Origin of the sequence: Rhodococcus sp. TAF43, from assembly GCF_052113525.1 — a bacterium.
Taxonomy (GTDB): Bacteria; Actinomycetota; Actinomycetes; order Mycobacteriales; family Mycobacteriaceae; genus Prescottella.
Window position 1 is genome coordinate 71,309 of record NZ_JBFRDL010000045.1, and the last position, 18,338, is coordinate 89,646.

The following is an 18,338-nucleotide window of genomic DNA, read 5'->3' on the forward strand; positions in this document are numbered from 1 at the left end:
TCAGCCCACCCAATCCTCGAAGGACAGACCCGAGATGCGCTCGTAGGCCTCGATGTAGCGGGCGCGGGTCGCGTCCACGATCTCCTGCGGCAACGGCGGGGGCGGGGTGTCCGAGGCGCGGTCCCAGCCCGACGCGGGGCTGGTGAGCCAGTTGCGCACGAACTGCTTGTCGAAGCTCGGCTGCACCTTGCCCGGCTCGTAGCCGTCGGCCGGCCAGTAGCGCGACGAGTCCGGCGTCAGCACCTCGTCGGCCAGGACCAGGTTGCCGTCGGAATCGAGACCGAACTCGAACTTGGTGTCCGCGAGGATGATGCCGCGGTCGGCCGCGAACGACGACGCTCGGAAGTAGATGTCGAGGGTGTCCTCGCGCAGCTTGACCGCGAGATCCCGACCCACCTTGTCGACGACGGCCTGGAAGTCGATGTTCTCGTCGTGGTCACCCAGGTCGGCCTTGCTGGCGGGCGTGAAGATCGGATCCGGCAGCTTGCTCGCCTCGACCAGGCCCTCCGGCAGTTCGACGCCGCACACGGCGCCGGTGCTCTGGTAGTCCAGCAACCCCGAACCGGTGAGGTAGCCGCGGGCGACGCACTCGACGGGGACCATGTTCAGCTTGCGCACCACCAGCGCGCGGCCGAGCACCTCCTCGGGGATGCGCTCGTCGAGCGGGTCACCGGCAAGGTGGTTGGTGCCGCCCAACTTCTCGAAGAAGAAGACGCTCATCGCGGTGAGCACGCGCCCCTTGTCCGGGATCGGGGTGGTCAGCACGTGGTCGTAGGCCGAGATCCGGTCACTCGCGACCAGCAGCAGGTGCTCGTCGTCGATCGTGTACAGATCGCGGACCTTGCCGCCGGCCAGGTGGGTGTAGGAATCGAGTGAAGGACGCACGTGGCTACCCTATCGGTCCGGCGAATCGGCGCGCCCCACAGCACGCAACCGCTTGGTCAGTGTCTGCAGAACATGCCGTCCTCCTATCACCGACTGCCCGCCGAGATCACCGTCGCCTCGGTCCGGGACGGCGACGAGGGCTAGCGAGCGCCTGGGCGGAGCGGGCGCGACCGGGCGACACGATCGGCGCCGCGGCCGGTGGTGGCGTCACGCGTTCCCCGACGCCCCGGACGAGAAGGTGTTCGCGTGGGTGTCCGCCGAGTCGGCCGTCGTGCTCGACCTGCGCCACAACGTCGGCCTCGACCGCAAGTCGACGCTCGTCATCGGCCACTGGAAGCGCGGTGTCAGCGAGACCGGGTACGGCAAGGCCGCCGACCACGACCGCGACTTCACCGAACACGACGACCGACCCCGACTCCCCCGTCCCCCGTTCTCCCGCGTTTTGCGCACTTGTCGGGCCTTCCGAGCCCGGATTTGCGCGATAAGTGCGCGAAACGCGGGGTGGGTGGCGTCGGGAATAGGACCGCACCGAAGATCGTTAGCCTTGTTTCAGACTTGGTGTGCGCCGGGACACGGTCGGCTGATCCACCTCGGCATCGATCTACAGGAGAGTGATGGCGACCGACACGACCGCCGCAGCCAGGGCATCGGTGGGACTGCGCTCGGAACGCGGCCCGATCCTGTTGTCGCTGATGCTCAGCACGTCCCTCGTCGCGCTCGACAGCACGATCATCGCGACCGCGGTGCTCACCATCGTCGGCGATCTCGGCGGGTTCTCGCAGTTCCCGTGGCTGTTCTCGGTGTACCTGCTGGCGCAGGCGGTCTCGGTGCCGATCTACGGCAAGCTGTCCGACGTGTTCGGCCGCAAACCGATCATGCTGCTGGGCATCGCGCTGTTCGCGATCGGTTCTCTGCTGTGCGGCCTCGCGTGGAGCATGCCGGCGCTGATCGTCTTCCGCGCGATCCAGGGTCTGGGCGCCGGGGCGGTGCAGCCGATGAGCCTCACCATCGCCGGCGACATCTACACCGTGGCCGAACGCGCGAAGGTGCAGGGCTACATCGCGAGCGTGTGGGGCATGTCCGCCGTCCTGGGCCCGACGCTGGGCGGCGTGTTCTCCGAGTACCTGTCGTGGCGCTGGATCTTCCTCGTCAACCTTCCGCTGTGCGCGATCGCGGCGTGGATGCTGCATCGCAAGTTCACCGAGAAGACCACCGCCGCGCGGCGACGCATCGACTACCCCGGCGCAATCCTGCTCACCGGCGGCGCCGCGCTGATGATCCTCGGACTGCTCGAGGGCGGCCAGTCGTGGGAGTGGCTGTCCCCGATGGGTATCGGCATCTTCGTCGTCGGGGCGCTGCTGCTCGTCGGGTTCGTCCTCGTCGAGCGCCGCGTCGCCGAACCGATCCTGCCGCTGCACATGCTGACCCGCCGGGTGCTGGTCGCGAGCAGCCTGGTGTCGCTGTCCGTCGGCGCGATCCTGATGGGCCTCACGTCGTACGTGCCGACGTTCGTGCAGGGCGTGCTTGGCACCGGCGCGCTCGTAGCGGGCTTCGCGCTCGCAGTGCTCACCATCGGCTGGCCCATCGCCGCATCCCAGGCCGGACGGCTGTACCTGCGCGTCGGGTTCCGCACCACCGCGCTGATCGGCAGCGCCCTCGCACTCGTCGGCACCGCGCTGTTGCTGCTGCTCTCGGACGGCTCACCGGTGTGGCAGGTGGGCGCGACATGCTTCGTCATCGGATCCGGGATGGGCCTGATCGCCACCCCGACGCTGATCGCGGCGCAGTCCAGCGTCGACTGGACCGAACGCGGCGTGGTGACCTCGACCAACATGTTCGCTCGCTCGATCGGCAGCGCCGTGGGCGTCGCGGTGTTCGGAGCGCTGGTGAACTCGCGGGTCGGCGACACGGCCGAACCGGATCCGGGCGACCTGTCCGAAGCCATCCATCTGGTGTTCCTCGGCCTGTTCGGGATCGCGGTGCTGCTGACCGTGTCGTCGGCGCTGATGCCGAAGGCCGAGAAAGCCGACGAGGCCGAGGAGGCCGAGGAAGCAGACAAGGCGGACAGCGCCGCCTGACCCGTCGTCTATTCTTCACGATGTTGTCACGGTGTTCGGGAAGTCCGGTTGAAGCCGGCGCGGTACTCGCCACTGTGGGCAGGTACGTCGACTACTAGGGGTTCGACCCCAGCCACTGGATGCGCACGCATCCGGGAAGGCGTAGCCGGCGGCTATCCCTGCCGAGCCAGGAGACCGGCCGTGACGCACACCAGCACGTTTTCCACGAGTCATGGAAGGCGGGTCGCTTTGCGTACCCCTGTTTCACACCGAGTCATCTCCTCCGCGGCACTGTCGATCACTGCCGTACTCACGCTGTCCGCGTGCGGCGGATCGTCGGACTCCGACGCCGACACCGCTGCGATCTCCCTGCAGAACTGCGGTCGGACCGTCACCCTCGACGGCCCCGCCGAGCGGGGCGTCACCCTCAACCAGGGCGCCACCGAGACGGCGCTGTCGATCGGCGCCCAGGACCGGATGGCCGGCACGGCCTACCTCGACGACACCATCGCGCCGCAGTGGGCCTCCGCCTACGCGCAGGTCCCGGCGCTCGACGAGAAGGACTACCCGAGCCGCGAGGCCCTGCTCGAGATCAAGCCCGACCTGGTGCTCGCGTCGTACTCGAGCGCGTTCGACGACAAGGCCGTCGGCTCGCACGAGTCGTTCGACGCCCTCGGTGTCGCCACCTACGTCTCCCCGTTCGGCTGCAAGGACAAGTCGACCCGTCCCGCCGTGTCCTGGGATTCGATCGGCACCGAGATCACCGACTACGGGACCCTGTTCGGCCGCAAGTCCGAGGCCGACGCCGTCGTCGCACAGATGCGCGAGACCCTCAGCGGCATCGAGGCTGCGGCGCCCGCGAAGGGCAAGAGCATCTTCTGGTACGACAGCAACACCGATACCCCGTACGTCGGCGGCAACGCCGGCGGACCGCAGCTGATCATCGATGCGGTCGGCGGCACCAACATCTTCGCGAATGCCGACGGCGCGTGGCTCGACGGCAGCTGGGAGACGGTGCTGGCCGCGAACCCCGACGTCATCGTCCTCGCGGACGCGTCGTGGGACACGGCCGAGGAGAAGAAGAACTACATGCGGAGCGACCCGGCCCTGAAGGATCTGAAGGCCGTGCGCGACGACGCGTTCGTCGTGGTCCCGTTCTCGGCGAGCACGCCGGGACCGCGCACCATCGAGGGCGCGAGCCTGGTCGCCGAGCAGCTGGGCGACAACGGGGCATGAGTCCGACGACCCGGGTGCCGGCCCGGGTAGCCGCGACGACCAGCACCGGCTGGTCGGTGATCCTGGTCGCGCTGCTCGCAGTGAGCTGCGCGGCCGGGGTCGCGATCGGTGCGGCCGACCTGTCGATCGGCACGGTCGTCGAGTCGATCGCCGGACGCCTCGGCATCGGCCCGGGCACCGATCTGCTCACCACCCACATCGTCGTGGACCTGCGGATGCCGCGGGTGCTGGCGGCCGCGGCGATCGGCGCGGGGCTCGCCCTGTGCGGCGCCGTGCTGCAGTCGCTGACCGGCAATCAGCTGGCCGACCCCTACCTGCTCGGCATGTCCGGGGGCGCGTCACTGGGTGCGGTCCTGGCACTGACGACCGGCGCGAGCGCGGTGGGCGCCTTGGGATTCGGCGCCGTGTCGTCCGCCGCATTCCTCGGTGCCCTAGGGAGCCTGCTGCTGGTGTTCGTCATCGCGACGTCCCGGTCCGGGGCGCTGCTGCCCGGTCGACTCGTCCTCGCCGGTATCGCGGTGGGGCAGTTGACCGCGGCACTGACGTCGGCGTTGGTGTTGTTCGGCGACCGCGACTCCGCCCACCGGGTGCTGAACTGGACCCTGGGCTCGGTGGCCGGCGTGCGCTGGTCGGGTCTGGTCGGCATCGTCGTCGTCGTCGCCGCGACGATGACGATCTTCCTGGCGTACAGCCGGGTACTGGACTCGTTCGCGTTCGGTGAGCGTGCCGCCGCGAGCCTCGGCACCAACGTCGAGCGGTCGCGCTGGGTGCTGTACGCGGTGGCGTCACTGTGCACGGCGGCGCTGGTGGCGCAGGCCGGCATCATCGGCTTCGTCGGGCTCGTGGTGCCGCACGCGGCCCGGATGCTCGTCGGGCCGCTGCACGCGCGCCTGCTCCCGGTGGTCGCTCTGGTGGGCGCCCTGCTGCTCGTGTGGGCCGACATCGCCGCCCGCACAGTCATGCCCGGGCGGGAACTGCCGATCAGTATCGTCACCGCGGTCGTCGGGGTGCCGGCGTTCGTGTGGCTGCTCCGACGACGGGGAGCCACCTCATGACGCACCACTCTCCCGAGATCCGGGTCGAGGACGTCACCTGGTCGGCCGGAGGCACGCGGATCCTCGACCGGGTGTCGTGCACGGCCCCGGACGGTCGGGTCACCGGGCTGATCGGGCCGAACGGATCGGGCAAGACCTCGCTGCTGTCGGCCATCGCCCGGCTCGAACGTCCCGACAGCGGACGGGTGCTGATCGGCGACGTCCCGGCGACCGCGATGCACCGGCGCGAGTTCGCCCGGACCGTCGCACTGGTGGAACAGCATTCGGCCACCGAACTGGACCTGACGGTGGAACAGATCGTCGAACTCGGCGCCATTCCGCACCGCGGTGGCTGGGCCCGCCCCGCCGCACTCGGCACGGGTGAACTCGTCACCGACTGCCTTGCGACCGCCGGCATCGCCGACCTGCGACACCGGTTGTGGCAGAGCCTGTCCGGCGGCGAGAAGCAGAAGACCCAGCTGGCCCGCGCGTTCGCGCAGCGCCCCTGTGTGCTGCTACTCGACGAGCCCACCAACCACCTCGACGTCTCGGCGTCGCTGGAACTGCTCGAACTGATCCGGGCCCGCGGGCTCACCACAGTCGCCGCGATGCACGACCTGAACCTGGCCGCCATGTACTGCGATCACCTCGTGGTGCTGCGCGACGGCCGGGTCGTCACCGAGGGCCCGACGGAGTCGGTGCTCACCGCCGAACTGCTGGCGGACGTCTACGGCCTCGACGCCCTGGTGCAACCCCATCCACGAACGGGCCGTCCGATGGTGGTGCTGTGCGGCACCGTCGACGCGGCAGCCGAAAGGTCTTTCTCATGAACACGGTTGCGCAGAACCGGTGGGTGGTCGTCACCGCGCCCACCGATCGCGGCGCCGATCCCCGCGACCAGGTACTCGGGGCGCTGCGCACCCTGCAGGACCGGCACCCGGACACCGTCTTCGTGACGGCGGTGCTCGGCGGCTCGGGAACATCCGTCACCACGGCGCTCGACGAGGCGACCGCGTCCGGCGCGACCGAGGTCGTCGTGGTGAGCGCCCAGACGGTGCTGGACCGCAAGATCGACGCGTGGTTCCGCCGCGTCATCGGGCACTGGCTGCGCGAGCACTCCCGCGAGCACTCCGAGGAACGGATTCCCGACGTGCGGGTCGCGAATCCGCTCTCCGACAACGCGAACTACGCCGACCTGATCGACGCCGCGATCTCGGGCCCCACCACCCCGGCGCGCACCACCACCGCTCCCCTGACCTCCCCTGCCTGGGACGAGGTGCCCGGCTTCGCACGGCACGTCCTGGTGTGCCGGGGTCCGCGGTGCTCGGCCCGCGGCGGTCCGGAGGCCGCGCAGGCGCTCGACCACGCGCTCGAGGCCCGCGGTCTGGGTGACGACGACGTCCTCGTCACCCAGACGGGCTGCCTGTTCCCGTGCTCGCAGGCCCCGGTCGCCGTGGTGTACCCCGACAACACCTGGTACGCCGCACTGCACGCCGACCGGGTCGAGCGATTCGTCGACGAGCACCTCGTCGAGGGACGTCCCGTCACCGAGTGGCACGGTGCGCGGCGATCCTTGGACCCCGCCGAGTAGCTCCGCGTCACCACTCAATCGGGCTGCGGTACAACAGCCCACGCCTCCACCTCCATCAGCATCGCCGGATCCAGCAGACTCGCCACCACGACGGCCGTACCGGCAGGCGAATTGTCACCGAGGCACTTCGCCCTGGCGTCGCTGTAGGCACCGAAATATGAGGCGTCGGTGAGGTAGCAGACGAGCTTGACGACATCGGAGACGCGCGCACCGGCAAGGCTGAGGGCCGACTCGATGTTGGCGAAGCACTGTTCGGCCTGATCGCGCGGATCGTCGGAGACCACCGTTCCGTCGTCGCCCAGTGCGACCTGACCGGAGACGAGGACGAGTCCCCCACACCGGACGGACTGCGACATCCCGGCAAACGTCAGATGCGGTGGGCTGAACCCTCGTTGCACCCCGCTCGATTCGGAGATCTGCGTCATCAGGGCATCCCGGCCGTTGCGCCGGTACAGACGTCGAGCGTCGACCCGGTGACGTAGCGCGCCTGGTCCGAGACCAGATAGAGCACTGCGTCCGAGACGTCCTGCGGATCGACCCACGGTGTCCGCATGGGACTCATCCGTGAGTAGATGGGCTCGACGTCGCTGCGGTCCGGGGAATCGAGCCCTGGACAGAACAACTCGTACATCGATGCGTTGTGCACCATCGGCGTGTCGACAGTTGCCGGGCACACCGCGTTGACGGTGATCCCGTGTTCGGCCACTTCGAGCGCCAGGGTCTTGACCAGGCCGATGACGCCCCACTTCGCGACCACGTAGTGGGCCAGATTCGGGTTGCCCATGCGACCGCCCATCGAGGCGGTCGCTACGATCCGTCCGCGTCCCTGCCCCACCATCGTGGGCGTGACGGCACGGAGCGTCTTGAACACTCCGGTCAGATCGACTCCGATCATCTCATCCCACATGGAATCGGTTATCTCCCAGAACTTTCCATGCCCACAGATTCCCGCGTTCGCGACACAGATGTCGAGTGAGCCGAAACGGTCGACCGTCTCGGACACCGCGTCGTCGAGCGCGTCGCCGTCCCTCACATCGAGAGCGAAGGGCTGGCATTTCCGCCCCACCTCTGCGACGAGGCGGACCGTCTCGGCGAGATCATCCTCGGTGGCGAGTGCGTAACGGATCGAATCGAGGTCGCGGCAGATGTCGGACACGACGACGTCTGCACCCGCACGCGCGAGGGCCAGCGCGTGTGAGCGCCCCTGCCCGCGTGCGGCTCCCGTGACGAAAGCGACCTTGCCATCCAGATTGCCCATCGGGTTCTCCTCTCGTACCTTCTGTCGTTCCGGTCAGGTCGTCTTCGGGGTCTTGCGAATCTTGGTGAGGACCACGGCGAGGACAAGAGCGCCGCCCTGGAAGGTGGAGATGACCCAGAAGGGGATGCCCCACAGCTGCAGTCCGTTGATTCCGATTGCGATGATCGCGAGACCGACGAGCAGACCTGGGACGTTGAATCGTCCCGGCTTGATCATGGTCGATCCCAGGAAGGCGGCCGCGTAACACGGCAACAGATACTGTCCGCCGACATCCGGCTGCCCCGTGCCGATGCGGGCCGTGTACACGAGTCCGGCCAGGGCTGCGCAGAATGCCGAAGCCCAGAATGCAAGGTAGAGAATGTGATCCGTCGGCACCCCCGCCAACCGCGAGGCCTCACGACCGGCGCCGGTCGCATAGATCATGCGCCCGAGCGGGGTGTGTTCGAGGACGTAGTACACGATCGCCGCCAGCACGATGACGCACACGATGGGGTTGGGTATCCCGAGGATCTCACCCCGCCCGAGGTCGGTGAATGCGGTCGGGATGTTCTCCGATACCGCTTTGCCGTTCGCGACGAGCTGGGACAGCCCGAGGAAGACCGAGCCGGTTCCCAGAGTCACGATGAATGGATCGATCTGGAGTCGAACCACGAGGAGGCCGTTGACGAATCCCGCCAGCGATCCGGCCAGGAGGGTAACGACGATGACCGCGATCACCGGCATCCTGCCGGAGGTCGCCTGGAACATCGACGCGGAGGAGATCACCGACAGCGTGATCACACCTCCGATCGAGATGTCGAAGACACCGGCAGCGAGCGGGAACAGCAGCCCCAGCGCAACTATCGCGGCGATCGCCTGGTTGTTCACCACCGCAACGAGATTGCTGCTGGTGAGGAATACGCCGGGGAGGGCGATCGTGAATCCGATGATCATCGCGAGCAGCAGCGCCGGGCCGGCCCATTTCGATGCGAGCGAGTTCACGGACGTGCGTCTGGCACGAGTCCCGGCGATGTCGCGCGCCGAGAGATCAGGACGGGGCGTAACAGAGTCCAACGATTCTTTCACGAGTGATCTCCTCCTCCTGTAGCTCTGCTTGGACAGACCCGTCCCGGAACACCAGGACGCGATCACACGCTGCTGCGAGGTCGTCGGTATCCGACGAACAGAGCAGGACTGCGATGCCGTCCCGCGCTGCCGATTCGGACACGACTCGGAGTATTTCCGCTGATCCTCCGACGTCGACACCGTGCGTAGGTTCTTCGAGGACGAGTACACGCGGATCGATGCGCAGCCAGCGGAGAACGAACACCTTCTGGGCGTTGCCGCCGCTGAGCAGTTCGATCGGCCGGTCCGGGTCTCCCGGGCGGATGCCGAAGCGATCGATCCCGGCGAGTACCTCGGTCCGTTCCGCTCGCCGGCTGAGGATTCCCCTGCGCCACAGCGGCCGGAGCCTCGATATCGTCATGTTCTCGGCCACCGACATCGTGAAGATCGCCTTGAGGCGCCGCTCGCCGGGCAGTACTGCCACTCCGTGTTCGCGCATCGGCCGGGTTCCGAATCGACCCACGGGTCGCCCTTCCACCCTCACCTCCCCCGAGACCACTCGGGCACCGCCCTGCAGCAGTCGCACTACCTCGTGCACTCCGGATCCGGTGAGTCCCGCGATGCCGACAACCTCGCCGGCTCGCACACAGAAGCTGGCGCCCTTCAATTCCCTGCCTGCAACCACGTCGACGAACTCGAGACGAGTATCGCCCCGCACCCGGCCCTCGTTCCGGGGGCTTCGCACGGGCGTCAACTCCGTGCCCGCGATCACCCGCGCCAGTTCCGCTCCCGTCAGGTCGGCAACCCGCGAGCACAGGGCCACCTTGCCGTCCCGGAGGACGGTCACCTGGTCCGCGATTTCGAGGACCTCCTCCAGCCGGTGGGTCACGTAGACGACTCCCACGCCGCGCTCGACGAGCCGACGGACCAGGCGGAACAAGTTGCCGACCTGCTCGGAGGGCATCGCCGCCGTCGCCTCGTCGAGGATGAGCACCGTCACCGAACTCTGGTCCCCGAGGGCTCGGGCGACCGCGACCTCGGTCCGCTCCACGGCGGTCAGATCCGAGAGCGGGGCGTCGAGGTCGATGTGGCCCAGATCCAGTTCTTCGAGGCTGCGTCTCGCCAGTTCACGTTCACGGCGCCATTTGATGCGACCGAGGCGGCGGGCGTCGTAGTTCCCGACACCGAGCCTCAGATTCTCGAGGACGGTCAGGCCCTCGACCATCCCGATGTCCTGGTGGATGAACCGCATTCCCGCGTTGCGTATCCCGGCCACGTCGCCGAACCTGATCGGCTTCCCGGCTACCGAGTAACCTCCCGCTCCCGAATCCGGTAGGTGATATCCCGACATCACCTTGATGAGCGTCGACTTTCCCGATCCGTTGTGGCCGAGCAGGGCATGAATCTCCCCGGCTGCGACCGCGAAGTCCACATTGTCGAGCGCGCGCTGTCCCGGATAGGTCTTGGTGATAGCGGCCATTTCGAGAGCCGTCATCACGCACCCTCACCTCTACCCGGCGCATCCGAGATCACGCGACACCCCACAGCGTCTCGAACTGCTCTCGGAAACCCGTTGCACCCTCATAGGTTCCGCTCTGGGGAACGCTCGACTGGGTCATCAGGAGCTGGGTCGGATTCGAGATCCCGTCCGGGATCGACTGACCGGCGGCGAGACGCACGGCCGCGTCCACGACAGTCCACCCGTTCTCGTACACACCCGAGGCAACGTCGGCCTTGATGATGTCACCCTTGCGCACCAGCGCCAGTGACGGTTCGTCACCGTCGAAGGTTCCGACCGAGATGGAGTCGGCCTTGCCCGCCTGACGAACCGCATCCGATGCCATCAGACCGGAGAATCCGGGTGTTCCTACAATCCAGTTCAGCTTCGGATTCGACTGGATGGCCGCCTGGAGTGCGGGAGGTAGGTCCGTTTGTGCCGTGGCCGCCGAGAATCGCTTGATCGTGGTCTTGCACGAGTCGCACTTGTCGAGGGCGGCCTCGATTCCCTCTGCGCGCTGCCCGTTGCACCCGTAGACGGTGTCGGCGAACACTGCGACGTCGGCCTTACCACCGCTTTCGGCGACGATGAAGTTGCCGAGCATTTCGCCTTCCTGACGGCAGACGTTGCCAACCTCGACGGTGTTTCCCTTGGCGGGATCGGGCTGCTCCGAGGTGAACTGGCCGATGACGGGAATCCCGGCGGCGTGCGCACCGGCGTACGCCTCGGCGGCATCCGCCGCGGGCCGGGCATTGTTGACGATCACGTCGGGCTTGGCGTTCACCGCCTGGCTCATACAGTTCTGGAAGGACGCGACGTCGGCCTTCGCGTCGCACACCTTCACGGTGAATCCGAGGGCAGCGGCCGCTTCCTGAACCCCTGCCACCTGTGCAACGCATCCGGGTATCGATTGGTCACACCCGACGAAGAAGATGGTGCGGGTCGCAGGTGGGGTCACCGGACCGAGCTGGGCCGCTCGGATGACGGTGGGAACAGTGGTGGCGGCCTGCGCCGCATCCTGAGCGGCGGCCAACCACTCGCTACCAGCCGGATCAGAACCCGGATCGGTTGCGGTGTCACCGGTGGCGCCGGCGCATCCGACGAGCATGACGGTCGCCGTCACCGCCCCGAGAACGCCGAGCATGATCCTCGACAGGCGACGGCGCGTGGATCGCTGTGTTACCGACACGGTCATGTCAATCCCTCTCACTCGGTCGATGGAGTGCCCACCGCAGAACTCGGGGCAGGCTCCAGAGTTTTCGGACTATGCGGTGGCCCGGACGTTGGAGGTGATGGCGTCACCGAGCGCCTTGATCCCGCGCTCGATCTCGTGGTCGGGGGCATGGCTGTACGCCAGCCGCAGATAGCCCTGCCCCGCTTCCCTTCCGAGGAACTTCTCGCCGGGTCGACAGAAGACGCCACTCATCGCAGCGGCGTGCTGGGCTCGATCCCAGTCCACCGAGTCGTCGATCCGCAACCACAGATAGAAGCCCCCGTAAGGCACATCGAAGTCGACCAGACCGCCGCAATGCTCACGCACGGCTTGCACCGCGATGTCGCGCTTGCGGCGATAGACGGCGTTTGCCCTCTCGATGTGCGGATCGAGCTTGTTCTGGGCAAGGTAGTCGGCCATCATCCGGCACATCCACTGGCTGACGCCCAGGTCCTGCCGGACCGAGGCCAACGCGTGAATCATCTTCTCGGATGCGCACATCCACCCGAGACGCAGTGCAGGGGCGAGGACCTTCGAGAACCCGTGAGACTGGATGACCAGACCGGAGGTGTCCATGCTTCGGAGCGAGGGCACCGGATCTCCGCCGTAGCGCAGATCGGCGTAGATCGAGTCCTCGAGAACGATCAGCTCCCACTTCTCGGCGATCTCGAGGAGGCGCCGACGGCGTTCCTCCGGCATCACCACACATGTCGGAAGCTGAAATGTCGGAATCACATACAGCAGTTTCGGTTTCACGCCGTCCCGGCGGAACTCCTCCAGACGTGCCTCCAGGGACTCGATGACAAGGCCGTCCTGGTCGATGTCGACGGTTCGAATGTCGGCACCCCGCATCTGCATGAACCGCATTGCATACGGGAAGGTTGCCGCTTCGACGAGAACGCCGTCGCCGGGGTTGACGAATGCATTGACCGCCAAAGCGATTGCCTGGACCGACCCGGAGGTCAGGATGAAGTTGTCCGCGCCGAGACCGCCGATCCCCTGGGTCCGGCCCAGCCACGTTGCCAGCTCCGCCCGAAGACCGGTGTGGCCGAGCATCAGTTCGATGTAGGAGGGCAGATAGACGATCTGGTCGTTGGACTTGTCATAATCGAACGAGATGTACTCCAGCGCCAACCCGCCGTCACGGTCGAGTACATCACCCATCAGCTCCTTGAAGTCCTCGATGGGAAACGTCTCTTCGGCGGCGATGCCCTGGTCGAAGTTGAACGTGACTGCAGCCGGCGGGTCCGGGAAGAACAGGGCAGGTCCGCCCTGAGCGAGGTCCGACAGAAGATGCTTCGGGTCGATCGTCATCGAAGAACTCCTTCGTTGTTGCTGAGATCTGAATTCGGGGGGGCACGAGAAGTGATTACGCGACGTGGAATGCGTTCCATCCGGCGGCGACGTCGAAGGCGTTGCCGGTGACGTACCGGGCATCGTCCGAGGCGAGGAACAGCACTGCCGCACTCGCATCGGCCACCTCGAGCCACGGAACACCCATGGGATTGAGTCCTGCGAACACCTCACGCACATCGTCGGTCGTCGGCTCTCGGAGGTCCGGCCGGAACAGCCGATAGGTCAACTGGTTGTGACACATGTCTGTCGACACCGACATCGGGGCGAAAGCATTGACCGTGATGTTGTGCGGTGCCAGCTCGATCGCCAGTGATTTGACGAACCCGATGACACCCCACTTCGAGGCGGCATAGTTCGCGTTGTTGGGCCCGCCCTCTCGCGCGACCGACGACGACGTCGCGATGATCCGCCCGCTCCCCTGTTCGATCATCTGCGGCACAACCGCTCGAATGCTCGTCGCGACGCCGGTGAGGTTGACGTCGACCACCTCACGCCAAACGTCATAAGACATGTCGCGAAGCGGGCCGAACGATGCGAGGCCGGCGTTCGCGACGAAGACGTCGACCTTGCCGAACCGTTCGACGGCAGCGCCGACCAACTTGTCCATGTCGGCGCTCGAACGGGTATCCGCCAGCATCGAGATGCACTGACCACCGACCGACTCGACCATCCGGGCCGTCTCCGACAACTGCTCGGGAGTCGACATCGGCGACGCGCACGGGATCTGTTGTCCCAGATCACACAGCACCAGCGACGCGCCCTGCTGCGCGAACGACAGCGCATGGGAACGTCCCTGGCCCTTGCCGGCACCGGTCACGACGACGACTCGTCCTTCGAAGCTCCTCATCACCTCTCCTCACGCCGTATTGGTTGCGGCCAATCCGGCCGAGACATCGAGCACCGATCCCGTCATATCCAGCCCCGTTGCCCCGATCACAAACATCGCCGCATCACAGATGGATTCGATCGACACGTACGCGGATCTGCTGGGGTGAATCAGCTCGAGGGCGCTACGGGCGGACTCCTCGTTCACCTCTCCCACCGGGTCGTTTCCAGCACGCCCGGCCTGCGCGAGGGCCCAGAAGTCGGAGGTCCGCGACATCGTCGTATCGACGGGACCGGGAGCGAGGACGTTGACCGCGAGCCCGAACTCCGCGGACTCGAGCGCCAACGACTTGGCCAGCCCGATCAACCCCCACGCTGCTGCGGCGTAGTGGGAGAGTCCGGCAGCACCGCGTCTGCCTTCCTCCGCGGCCACGATCACCACGCGGCCCGAACCGGACGACTCGAGGTGCGCGAGCGACGACCGAATGCAGTGATACGCACCGTGCAGATTGGTATCGACCACCGACTCCCACTGCACGTCGGTCATCTCGGCAACGGGTACAGCACTCCGCACGCCCGCCGCACATACGAGTATGTCGAGCCCGCCGAGCGCGGACACGGTCTCGGCCACCGCGGACTCGACGGCGGCCGGGTCACGCACGTCGATGGCGATCGCATGCGCACGGCGCCCGTGCGCACGGACTTCCGTTTCGATATCCCGCAGGTCAGCCTCATCGCCGAGGGCGTATCCGAGCGGCGGATCGTTCCATTCAGGCGCGTCCCAGATCGCGACATCCACACCGGCCGCCGCCAGCCGCTTGGCGATCGCTGCACCTATACCGCGGGCGCCGCCTGTGACAACAGCGACGGATCCCTCTAGATCTCTCAATTGAACCGCCCTCACATCCAGGGTCATTCGAGCCTATTGAAGAACCATTCAGGTGAGGCGACTATCCACCCGGAGTCGACGGTTGTCAACGACTGGACGAATTCGATGCGATCTTGCACGTGCAGCCGAATCACTGTGTTAAACATCAGCGTTCAAGGACACGAACCATCCGCGTCACTCTGCACAGAGGAGCCTCCAGCCACGTTGAACAATTCCTCACCTCAGCACCCATCGGGCCGGGCGGTCGGCAGCGAACCGCCGAGTAGGATCGGGCACCGGCAACAGACAACGCCCCTGATCGGGGCGCAAACCAGGGCGGGGTATGGACAACAAGCGCAACTCCCGTGCGGCCGAATCCACCACCGGATCGACGCCCACCAGAACTCTCCTCGTGACGGCCGCCCGAGACGTCTTCGTCGATCGCGGCTTCTTCGACACACGCATCACCGACATCACGACGGCAGCCGGAGTCGCGTCGGGCAGCTTCTACACGTACTTCAGTTCGAAGGAACTCGTCTTCGAAGCCATGCTCGACGAACTGGACGCCGCGATCATGCCGGCATCCTGGTCACCGGAACACGGCGTCCACCAGTGGATTCGCACGAATGCCCACCACTATCTCGAGGAGTTCGCACGCCACGCCGACTTCTGGCGACGAGTCGAGCAGGCGGCACTCGGAAATCGCGACATCAGCCGCATGCTGGCCGCACGACGAGAGGTCTATGTCGCCCACGTGCGCGACACGATCGCCGCCTGGGTCGAGGCCGGATTGGTCACGCCCGGCGTCCCCGTCGACCTCACCGCACTCGCTCTCGTCGCAACTACCGAACAATGCGCCTTCCAGTGGTTCGTGCTCGATGACCGCCCTCCAGCGATCGATGCCGCCGCGGACCAGTTGACCGACCTCTGGTGCCGCGTTGTCGTTGTCGCTGCCACCGAGGGATTGACGAAATGAGCGACAAGACGTCCATGACCCGCCAGGGGCTACGCACCCGCGGATCGCTCCTGCGTGCAGCCCGGCGTGTCTTCTCCGAAAGGGGCTTCCATCAGGCACGCGTTGCGGACATCACCGCAGAAGCAGGCGTCTCCGTCGGTACGTTCTATCGGTACTTCGAGGACAAGAACGAGCTGTTCACGAATCTGATCATCGACGTCGAGGACGAGGTCTACGGCGAACTCTCGTCCCCAGTCGCCGGACCGGATCAACCGCGTGCCCGAATAGCCGAGACGAACCTGCTGTACCTTGAAGCCTTCCAACGCAATTCCGACTTCTGGAAGGTACTCGGCGAAGCCGCCCTCTCCAGCGCAGAGGCACGCCGGGCGCTCACCGACCGGCGCCGCTACTACCAAGGGCGAACCCGCCGCGCGTTCACCCGCTGGCAGGACGAGGGCCTGATCGACGCGAATCTCGACGTCGATGCCGCTGCCGCGATGCTCGGCGCCATGACGGAACGATGCGCGTACATCTGGTTCGTCTTCGGCGAGCCCCCGGCGTTGGAGGAGGCGTCCGAGCACCTGACGACTCTGTGGTTGAACGCGCTGGGGGTCGTAGCCGGCGGTCCGTCTGCCACCCTGGAGCCATGACCTCCGCCTCGCCCCGCGTCACGATCACGTACTGCACGCAATGCAACTGGCTGCTCCGAGCCGGATGGATGGCACAGGAATTGCTGAACACGTTCGGCACCGAACTCGGCGAGGTGGCAATGATTCCCGGTACCGGCGGGATCTTCCAGGTCACCGCGGGCGACACACTGGTGTGGGATCGTAAGCGCGACAGCGGTTTTCCCGACATCGTGACACTCAAGAAGCTGGTGCGTGACGCGGTCGTGCCGGACCGGGACCTCGGGCACGCAGATCGCAAGCACAACAACTGAGCTCGAGGTCTTGACGGTCACTCGATCAGCGACCACTGTTGATCAGAGACATATGGGGCGATACCGCACCCCATGAAACGGCCGATCCCGTCGCGCGTCGGCCGCACTGATACAGCTGTGCCACCGCACAATGGAGCTGAGGCCGTCATGACCACAGATCAGGCAGAAACCGGCGCAACCGATTCGGACACCACGAATGTGATCGCGGGAGTCGTCGCCAGGCTTCGCAAGGTGCACGCGAGCGGACGCACCAGAACCGCGCAGTGGCGGATCGAACAGCTCCGCGGCATCGAACGAATGCTGTACGAGCGCGAGGACGAGATCACCCGCGCCCTCGCCGAGGATCTGGGCCGCGACACCTTCGAGTCCTGGATGATCGACGTCCTCGACGTCAGGCTCGAGGCTGCGTACGCACGCAGACGGGTACGCCGGTGGATGCTCAGCAGGCCGCGGCGACTGCCGCTGCACCAGATGCCCGCACTGGGGTGGGTGCAGTACGAGCCGCTCGGGGTGGTGCTGATCATAGGGGCGTGGAACGTCCCGCTGACGGTCACGCTGGGACCGCTGATCGCCGCCGTGTCGGCAGGCAATTGTGCCGTGATCAAGCCTTCGGAGCTGGTACCCGCGTCGTCGCGCCTGCTGGCCCGGCTGCTGCCCGAGTACCTCGACCCGGATGCCGTCGCCGTGGTCGAGGGCGACGGGCGCACCACCCAGAACCTGCTCGCTCAGGGCCTCGATCACGTGGTCTTCACCGGCGGGACCGAGATCGGCCGGAAGATCATGGCGGGGGCCGCGCCGCACCTGACGCCGGTAACCCTCGAGCTGGGCGGCAAGAGCCCCGCGATCGTGATGCGGGACGCGAACCTCGCCGTCACCGCCCGTCGCATCGCCTGGACGAAGGTGTTCAACTCCGGCCAGTCCTGCATCGCGGCAGACTACGTGCTGGTCGAGCGCGCCGCGCGGGACGAGCTGGTGCATCACATAGTGCGTAGCCTCGAGGAGTTCCGGGCGGGACCACCTGGGCGAGGCGTGCGGATCGTGAACGAGCATCAGTTCGACCGGCTGGCCGGGTACCTCGCAGACACCGAGGCCACGGTTGCGCACGGCGGCGGATCCGATCGAGCCGCGCTGACGATCGAGCCCACCGTGCTGATGGACCCGAGCCCCGACGAGCCGGTCATGCGGGAGGAGATCTTCGGGCCGATCCTGCCGGTGCTCGCCGTCGACTCGCTGGACGAGGCGATCGCCTTCGTCAACGCGCGACCGAAACCCCTGGCCGCCTACGTCTTCACGAAGTCCACCCGGACCGGCCGCAGGGTGCTGTCCGAAGTCAGCTCCGGCGGAGCGGTGGTCAATCACCTCACCTACCAGCGCGTGGCACCCCAGCTTCCGTTCGGAGGCGTGGGATCCAGCGGGATGGGGCGGTACCACGGCAAGTGGGGGTTCGATGAACTCAGCCATCGAAAGGCCGTGCTGGTCAAGCTGTTCAAGCCTGATCTCCGGATCGCCTACCCGCCCTACACCGACCGCGCGGCCAAGCTGATTCGCAGGCTGTACCGGCCCTGAGAAAGCTGGGGT

General features: G+C 66.7%; 19 protein-coding genes and 1 riboswitch. Of the genes, 10 read left to right on the forward strand and 9 right to left on the reverse strand.

Going from position 1 to position 18,338, the window contains the following annotated elements; translation table 11 throughout:
- Complete coding sequence (locus AB4Z09_RS22520; RefSeq protein WP_114720682.1) at positions 1 to 885, reverse strand: phosphoribosylaminoimidazolesuccinocarboxamide synthase; 885 nt, start codon at positions 883 to 885, stop codon at positions 1 to 3.
- On the opposite strand from AB4Z09_RS22520, the gene AB4Z09_RS22525 reads away from it, so the two are divergent.
- The 6 genes from AB4Z09_RS22525 (at position 886) to AB4Z09_RS22550 (ending at position 6,803) form a co-directional block, all read left to right on the forward strand.
- On the forward strand, positions 886 to 1,029 hold the full coding sequence (locus AB4Z09_RS22525) for a hypothetical protein (protein ID WP_442240696.1): 144 nt from the start codon (positions 886 to 888) through the stop codon (positions 1,027 to 1,029). It abuts the gene before it with no gap.
- A gap of 470 nt (positions 1,030 to 1,499) precedes the next feature.
- On the forward strand, positions 1,500 to 2,963 hold the full coding sequence (locus AB4Z09_RS22530; RefSeq protein WP_442240697.1) for an MDR family MFS transporter: 1,464 nt from the start codon (positions 1,500 to 1,502) through the stop codon (positions 2,961 to 2,963).
- A gap of 12 nt (positions 2,964 to 2,975) precedes the next feature.
- Positions 2,976 to 3,160, forward strand: a riboswitch (cobalamin riboswitch).
- A gap of 73 nt (positions 3,161 to 3,233) precedes the next feature.
- A complete protein-coding gene (locus tag AB4Z09_RS22535; protein ID WP_114720982.1) occupies positions 3,234 to 4,178 on the forward strand; it encodes an ABC transporter substrate-binding protein in 945 nt (314 codons plus the stop codon).
- Positions 4,175 to 5,233 (forward strand): FecCD family ABC transporter permease, encoded by a 1,059-nt coding sequence (locus AB4Z09_RS22540; RefSeq protein ID WP_114720676.1) that lies wholly within the window; start codon positions 4,175 to 4,177, stop codon positions 5,231 to 5,233. Before AB4Z09_RS22535 ends, AB4Z09_RS22540 begins: the two co-directional genes overlap by 4 nt.
- A complete protein-coding gene (locus tag AB4Z09_RS22545) occupies positions 5,230 to 6,042 on the forward strand; it encodes an ABC transporter ATP-binding protein (RefSeq protein ID WP_442240698.1) in 813 nt (270 codons plus the stop codon). Before AB4Z09_RS22540 ends, AB4Z09_RS22545 begins: the two co-directional genes overlap by 4 nt.
- A complete protein-coding gene (locus tag AB4Z09_RS22550; RefSeq protein WP_442240699.1) occupies positions 6,039 to 6,803 on the forward strand; it encodes a (2Fe-2S) ferredoxin domain-containing protein in 765 nt (254 codons plus the stop codon). Before AB4Z09_RS22545 ends, AB4Z09_RS22550 begins: the two co-directional genes overlap by 4 nt.
- Before the next feature lie 14 nt (positions 6,804 to 6,817).
- On the opposite strand, the gene AB4Z09_RS22555 is transcribed toward AB4Z09_RS22550, so the two are convergent.
- The 8 genes from AB4Z09_RS22555 to AB4Z09_RS22590 all read right to left on the reverse strand — a co-directional run bounded on the left by AB4Z09_RS22555 (position 6,818) and on the right by AB4Z09_RS22590 (position 14,913).
- Positions 6,818 to 7,228 carry a RidA family protein gene (locus tag AB4Z09_RS22555; RefSeq protein ID WP_114720668.1) on the reverse strand — a complete coding sequence of 137 codons (411 nt, stop codon included), beginning with the start codon at positions 7,226 to 7,228 and terminating at the stop codon, positions 6,818 to 6,820.
- Entirely contained in the window at positions 7,228 to 8,061 is an 834-nt protein-coding gene (locus tag AB4Z09_RS22560; protein ID WP_442240700.1) for a mycofactocin-coupled SDR family oxidoreductase, read from the reverse strand. The genes AB4Z09_RS22555 and AB4Z09_RS22560 overlap by 1 nt, the downstream gene beginning before the upstream one ends.
- Positions 8,062 to 8,094: 33 nt before the next feature.
- Entirely contained in the window at positions 8,095 to 9,042 is a 948-nt protein-coding gene (locus AB4Z09_RS22565; protein WP_442240701.1) for an ABC transporter permease, read from the reverse strand.
- Between the two features lie 46 nt (positions 9,043 to 9,088).
- Positions 9,089 to 10,600, reverse strand: a complete 1,512-nt coding sequence (locus AB4Z09_RS22570; protein ID WP_442240702.1) for a sugar ABC transporter ATP-binding protein — start codon at positions 10,598 to 10,600, stop codon at positions 9,089 to 9,091.
- 34 nt (positions 10,601 to 10,634) lie between these two features.
- A complete protein-coding gene (locus tag AB4Z09_RS22575) occupies positions 10,635 to 11,798 on the reverse strand; it encodes a sugar ABC transporter substrate-binding protein (RefSeq protein ID WP_442240703.1) in 1,164 nt (387 codons plus the stop codon).
- 69 nt (positions 11,799 to 11,867) lie between these two features.
- Positions 11,868 to 13,130 carry an aminotransferase-like domain-containing protein gene (locus tag AB4Z09_RS22580; protein WP_442240704.1) on the reverse strand — a complete coding sequence of 421 codons (1,263 nt, stop codon included), beginning with the start codon at positions 13,128 to 13,130 and terminating at the stop codon, positions 11,868 to 11,870.
- 55 nt (positions 13,131 to 13,185) lie between these two features.
- Positions 13,186 to 14,019: a mycofactocin-coupled SDR family oxidoreductase gene (locus AB4Z09_RS22585; RefSeq protein ID WP_442240705.1), complete on the reverse strand. Its 834-nt coding sequence runs from the start codon at positions 14,017 to 14,019 to the stop codon at positions 13,186 to 13,188.
- Positions 14,020 to 14,028: 9 nt separating this feature from the next.
- The gene (locus AB4Z09_RS22590) at positions 14,029 to 14,913 is read right to left on the reverse strand and encodes an SDR family NAD(P)-dependent oxidoreductase (protein WP_442240706.1); all 885 of its coding nucleotides are present in this window, start codon (positions 14,911 to 14,913) and stop codon (positions 14,029 to 14,031) included.
- A 295-nt stretch (positions 14,914 to 15,208) separates the two neighbouring features.
- Between AB4Z09_RS22590 and AB4Z09_RS22595 the strand changes: the two genes are divergently transcribed.
- The 4 genes from AB4Z09_RS22595 (at position 15,209) to AB4Z09_RS22610 (ending at position 18,326) form a co-directional block, all read left to right on the forward strand.
- Entirely contained in the window at positions 15,209 to 15,841 is a 633-nt protein-coding gene (locus tag AB4Z09_RS22595) for a TetR/AcrR family transcriptional regulator (RefSeq protein WP_174908294.1), read from the forward strand.
- Positions 15,838 to 16,470, forward strand: a complete 633-nt coding sequence (locus AB4Z09_RS22600) for a TetR/AcrR family transcriptional regulator (RefSeq protein ID WP_442240707.1) — start codon at positions 15,838 to 15,840, stop codon at positions 16,468 to 16,470. Before AB4Z09_RS22595 ends, AB4Z09_RS22600 begins: the two co-directional genes overlap by 4 nt.
- On the forward strand, positions 16,467 to 16,760 hold the full coding sequence (locus AB4Z09_RS22605) for a SelT/SelW/SelH family protein (RefSeq protein WP_174908291.1): 294 nt from the start codon (positions 16,467 to 16,469) through the stop codon (positions 16,758 to 16,760). The genes AB4Z09_RS22600 and AB4Z09_RS22605 overlap by 4 nt, the downstream gene beginning before the upstream one ends.
- Before the next feature lie 147 nt (positions 16,761 to 16,907).
- A complete protein-coding gene (locus AB4Z09_RS22610) occupies positions 16,908 to 18,326 on the forward strand; it encodes an aldehyde dehydrogenase family protein (protein WP_442240708.1) in 1,419 nt (472 codons plus the stop codon).
- Positions 18,327 to 18,338 lie beyond the last annotated feature (12 nt).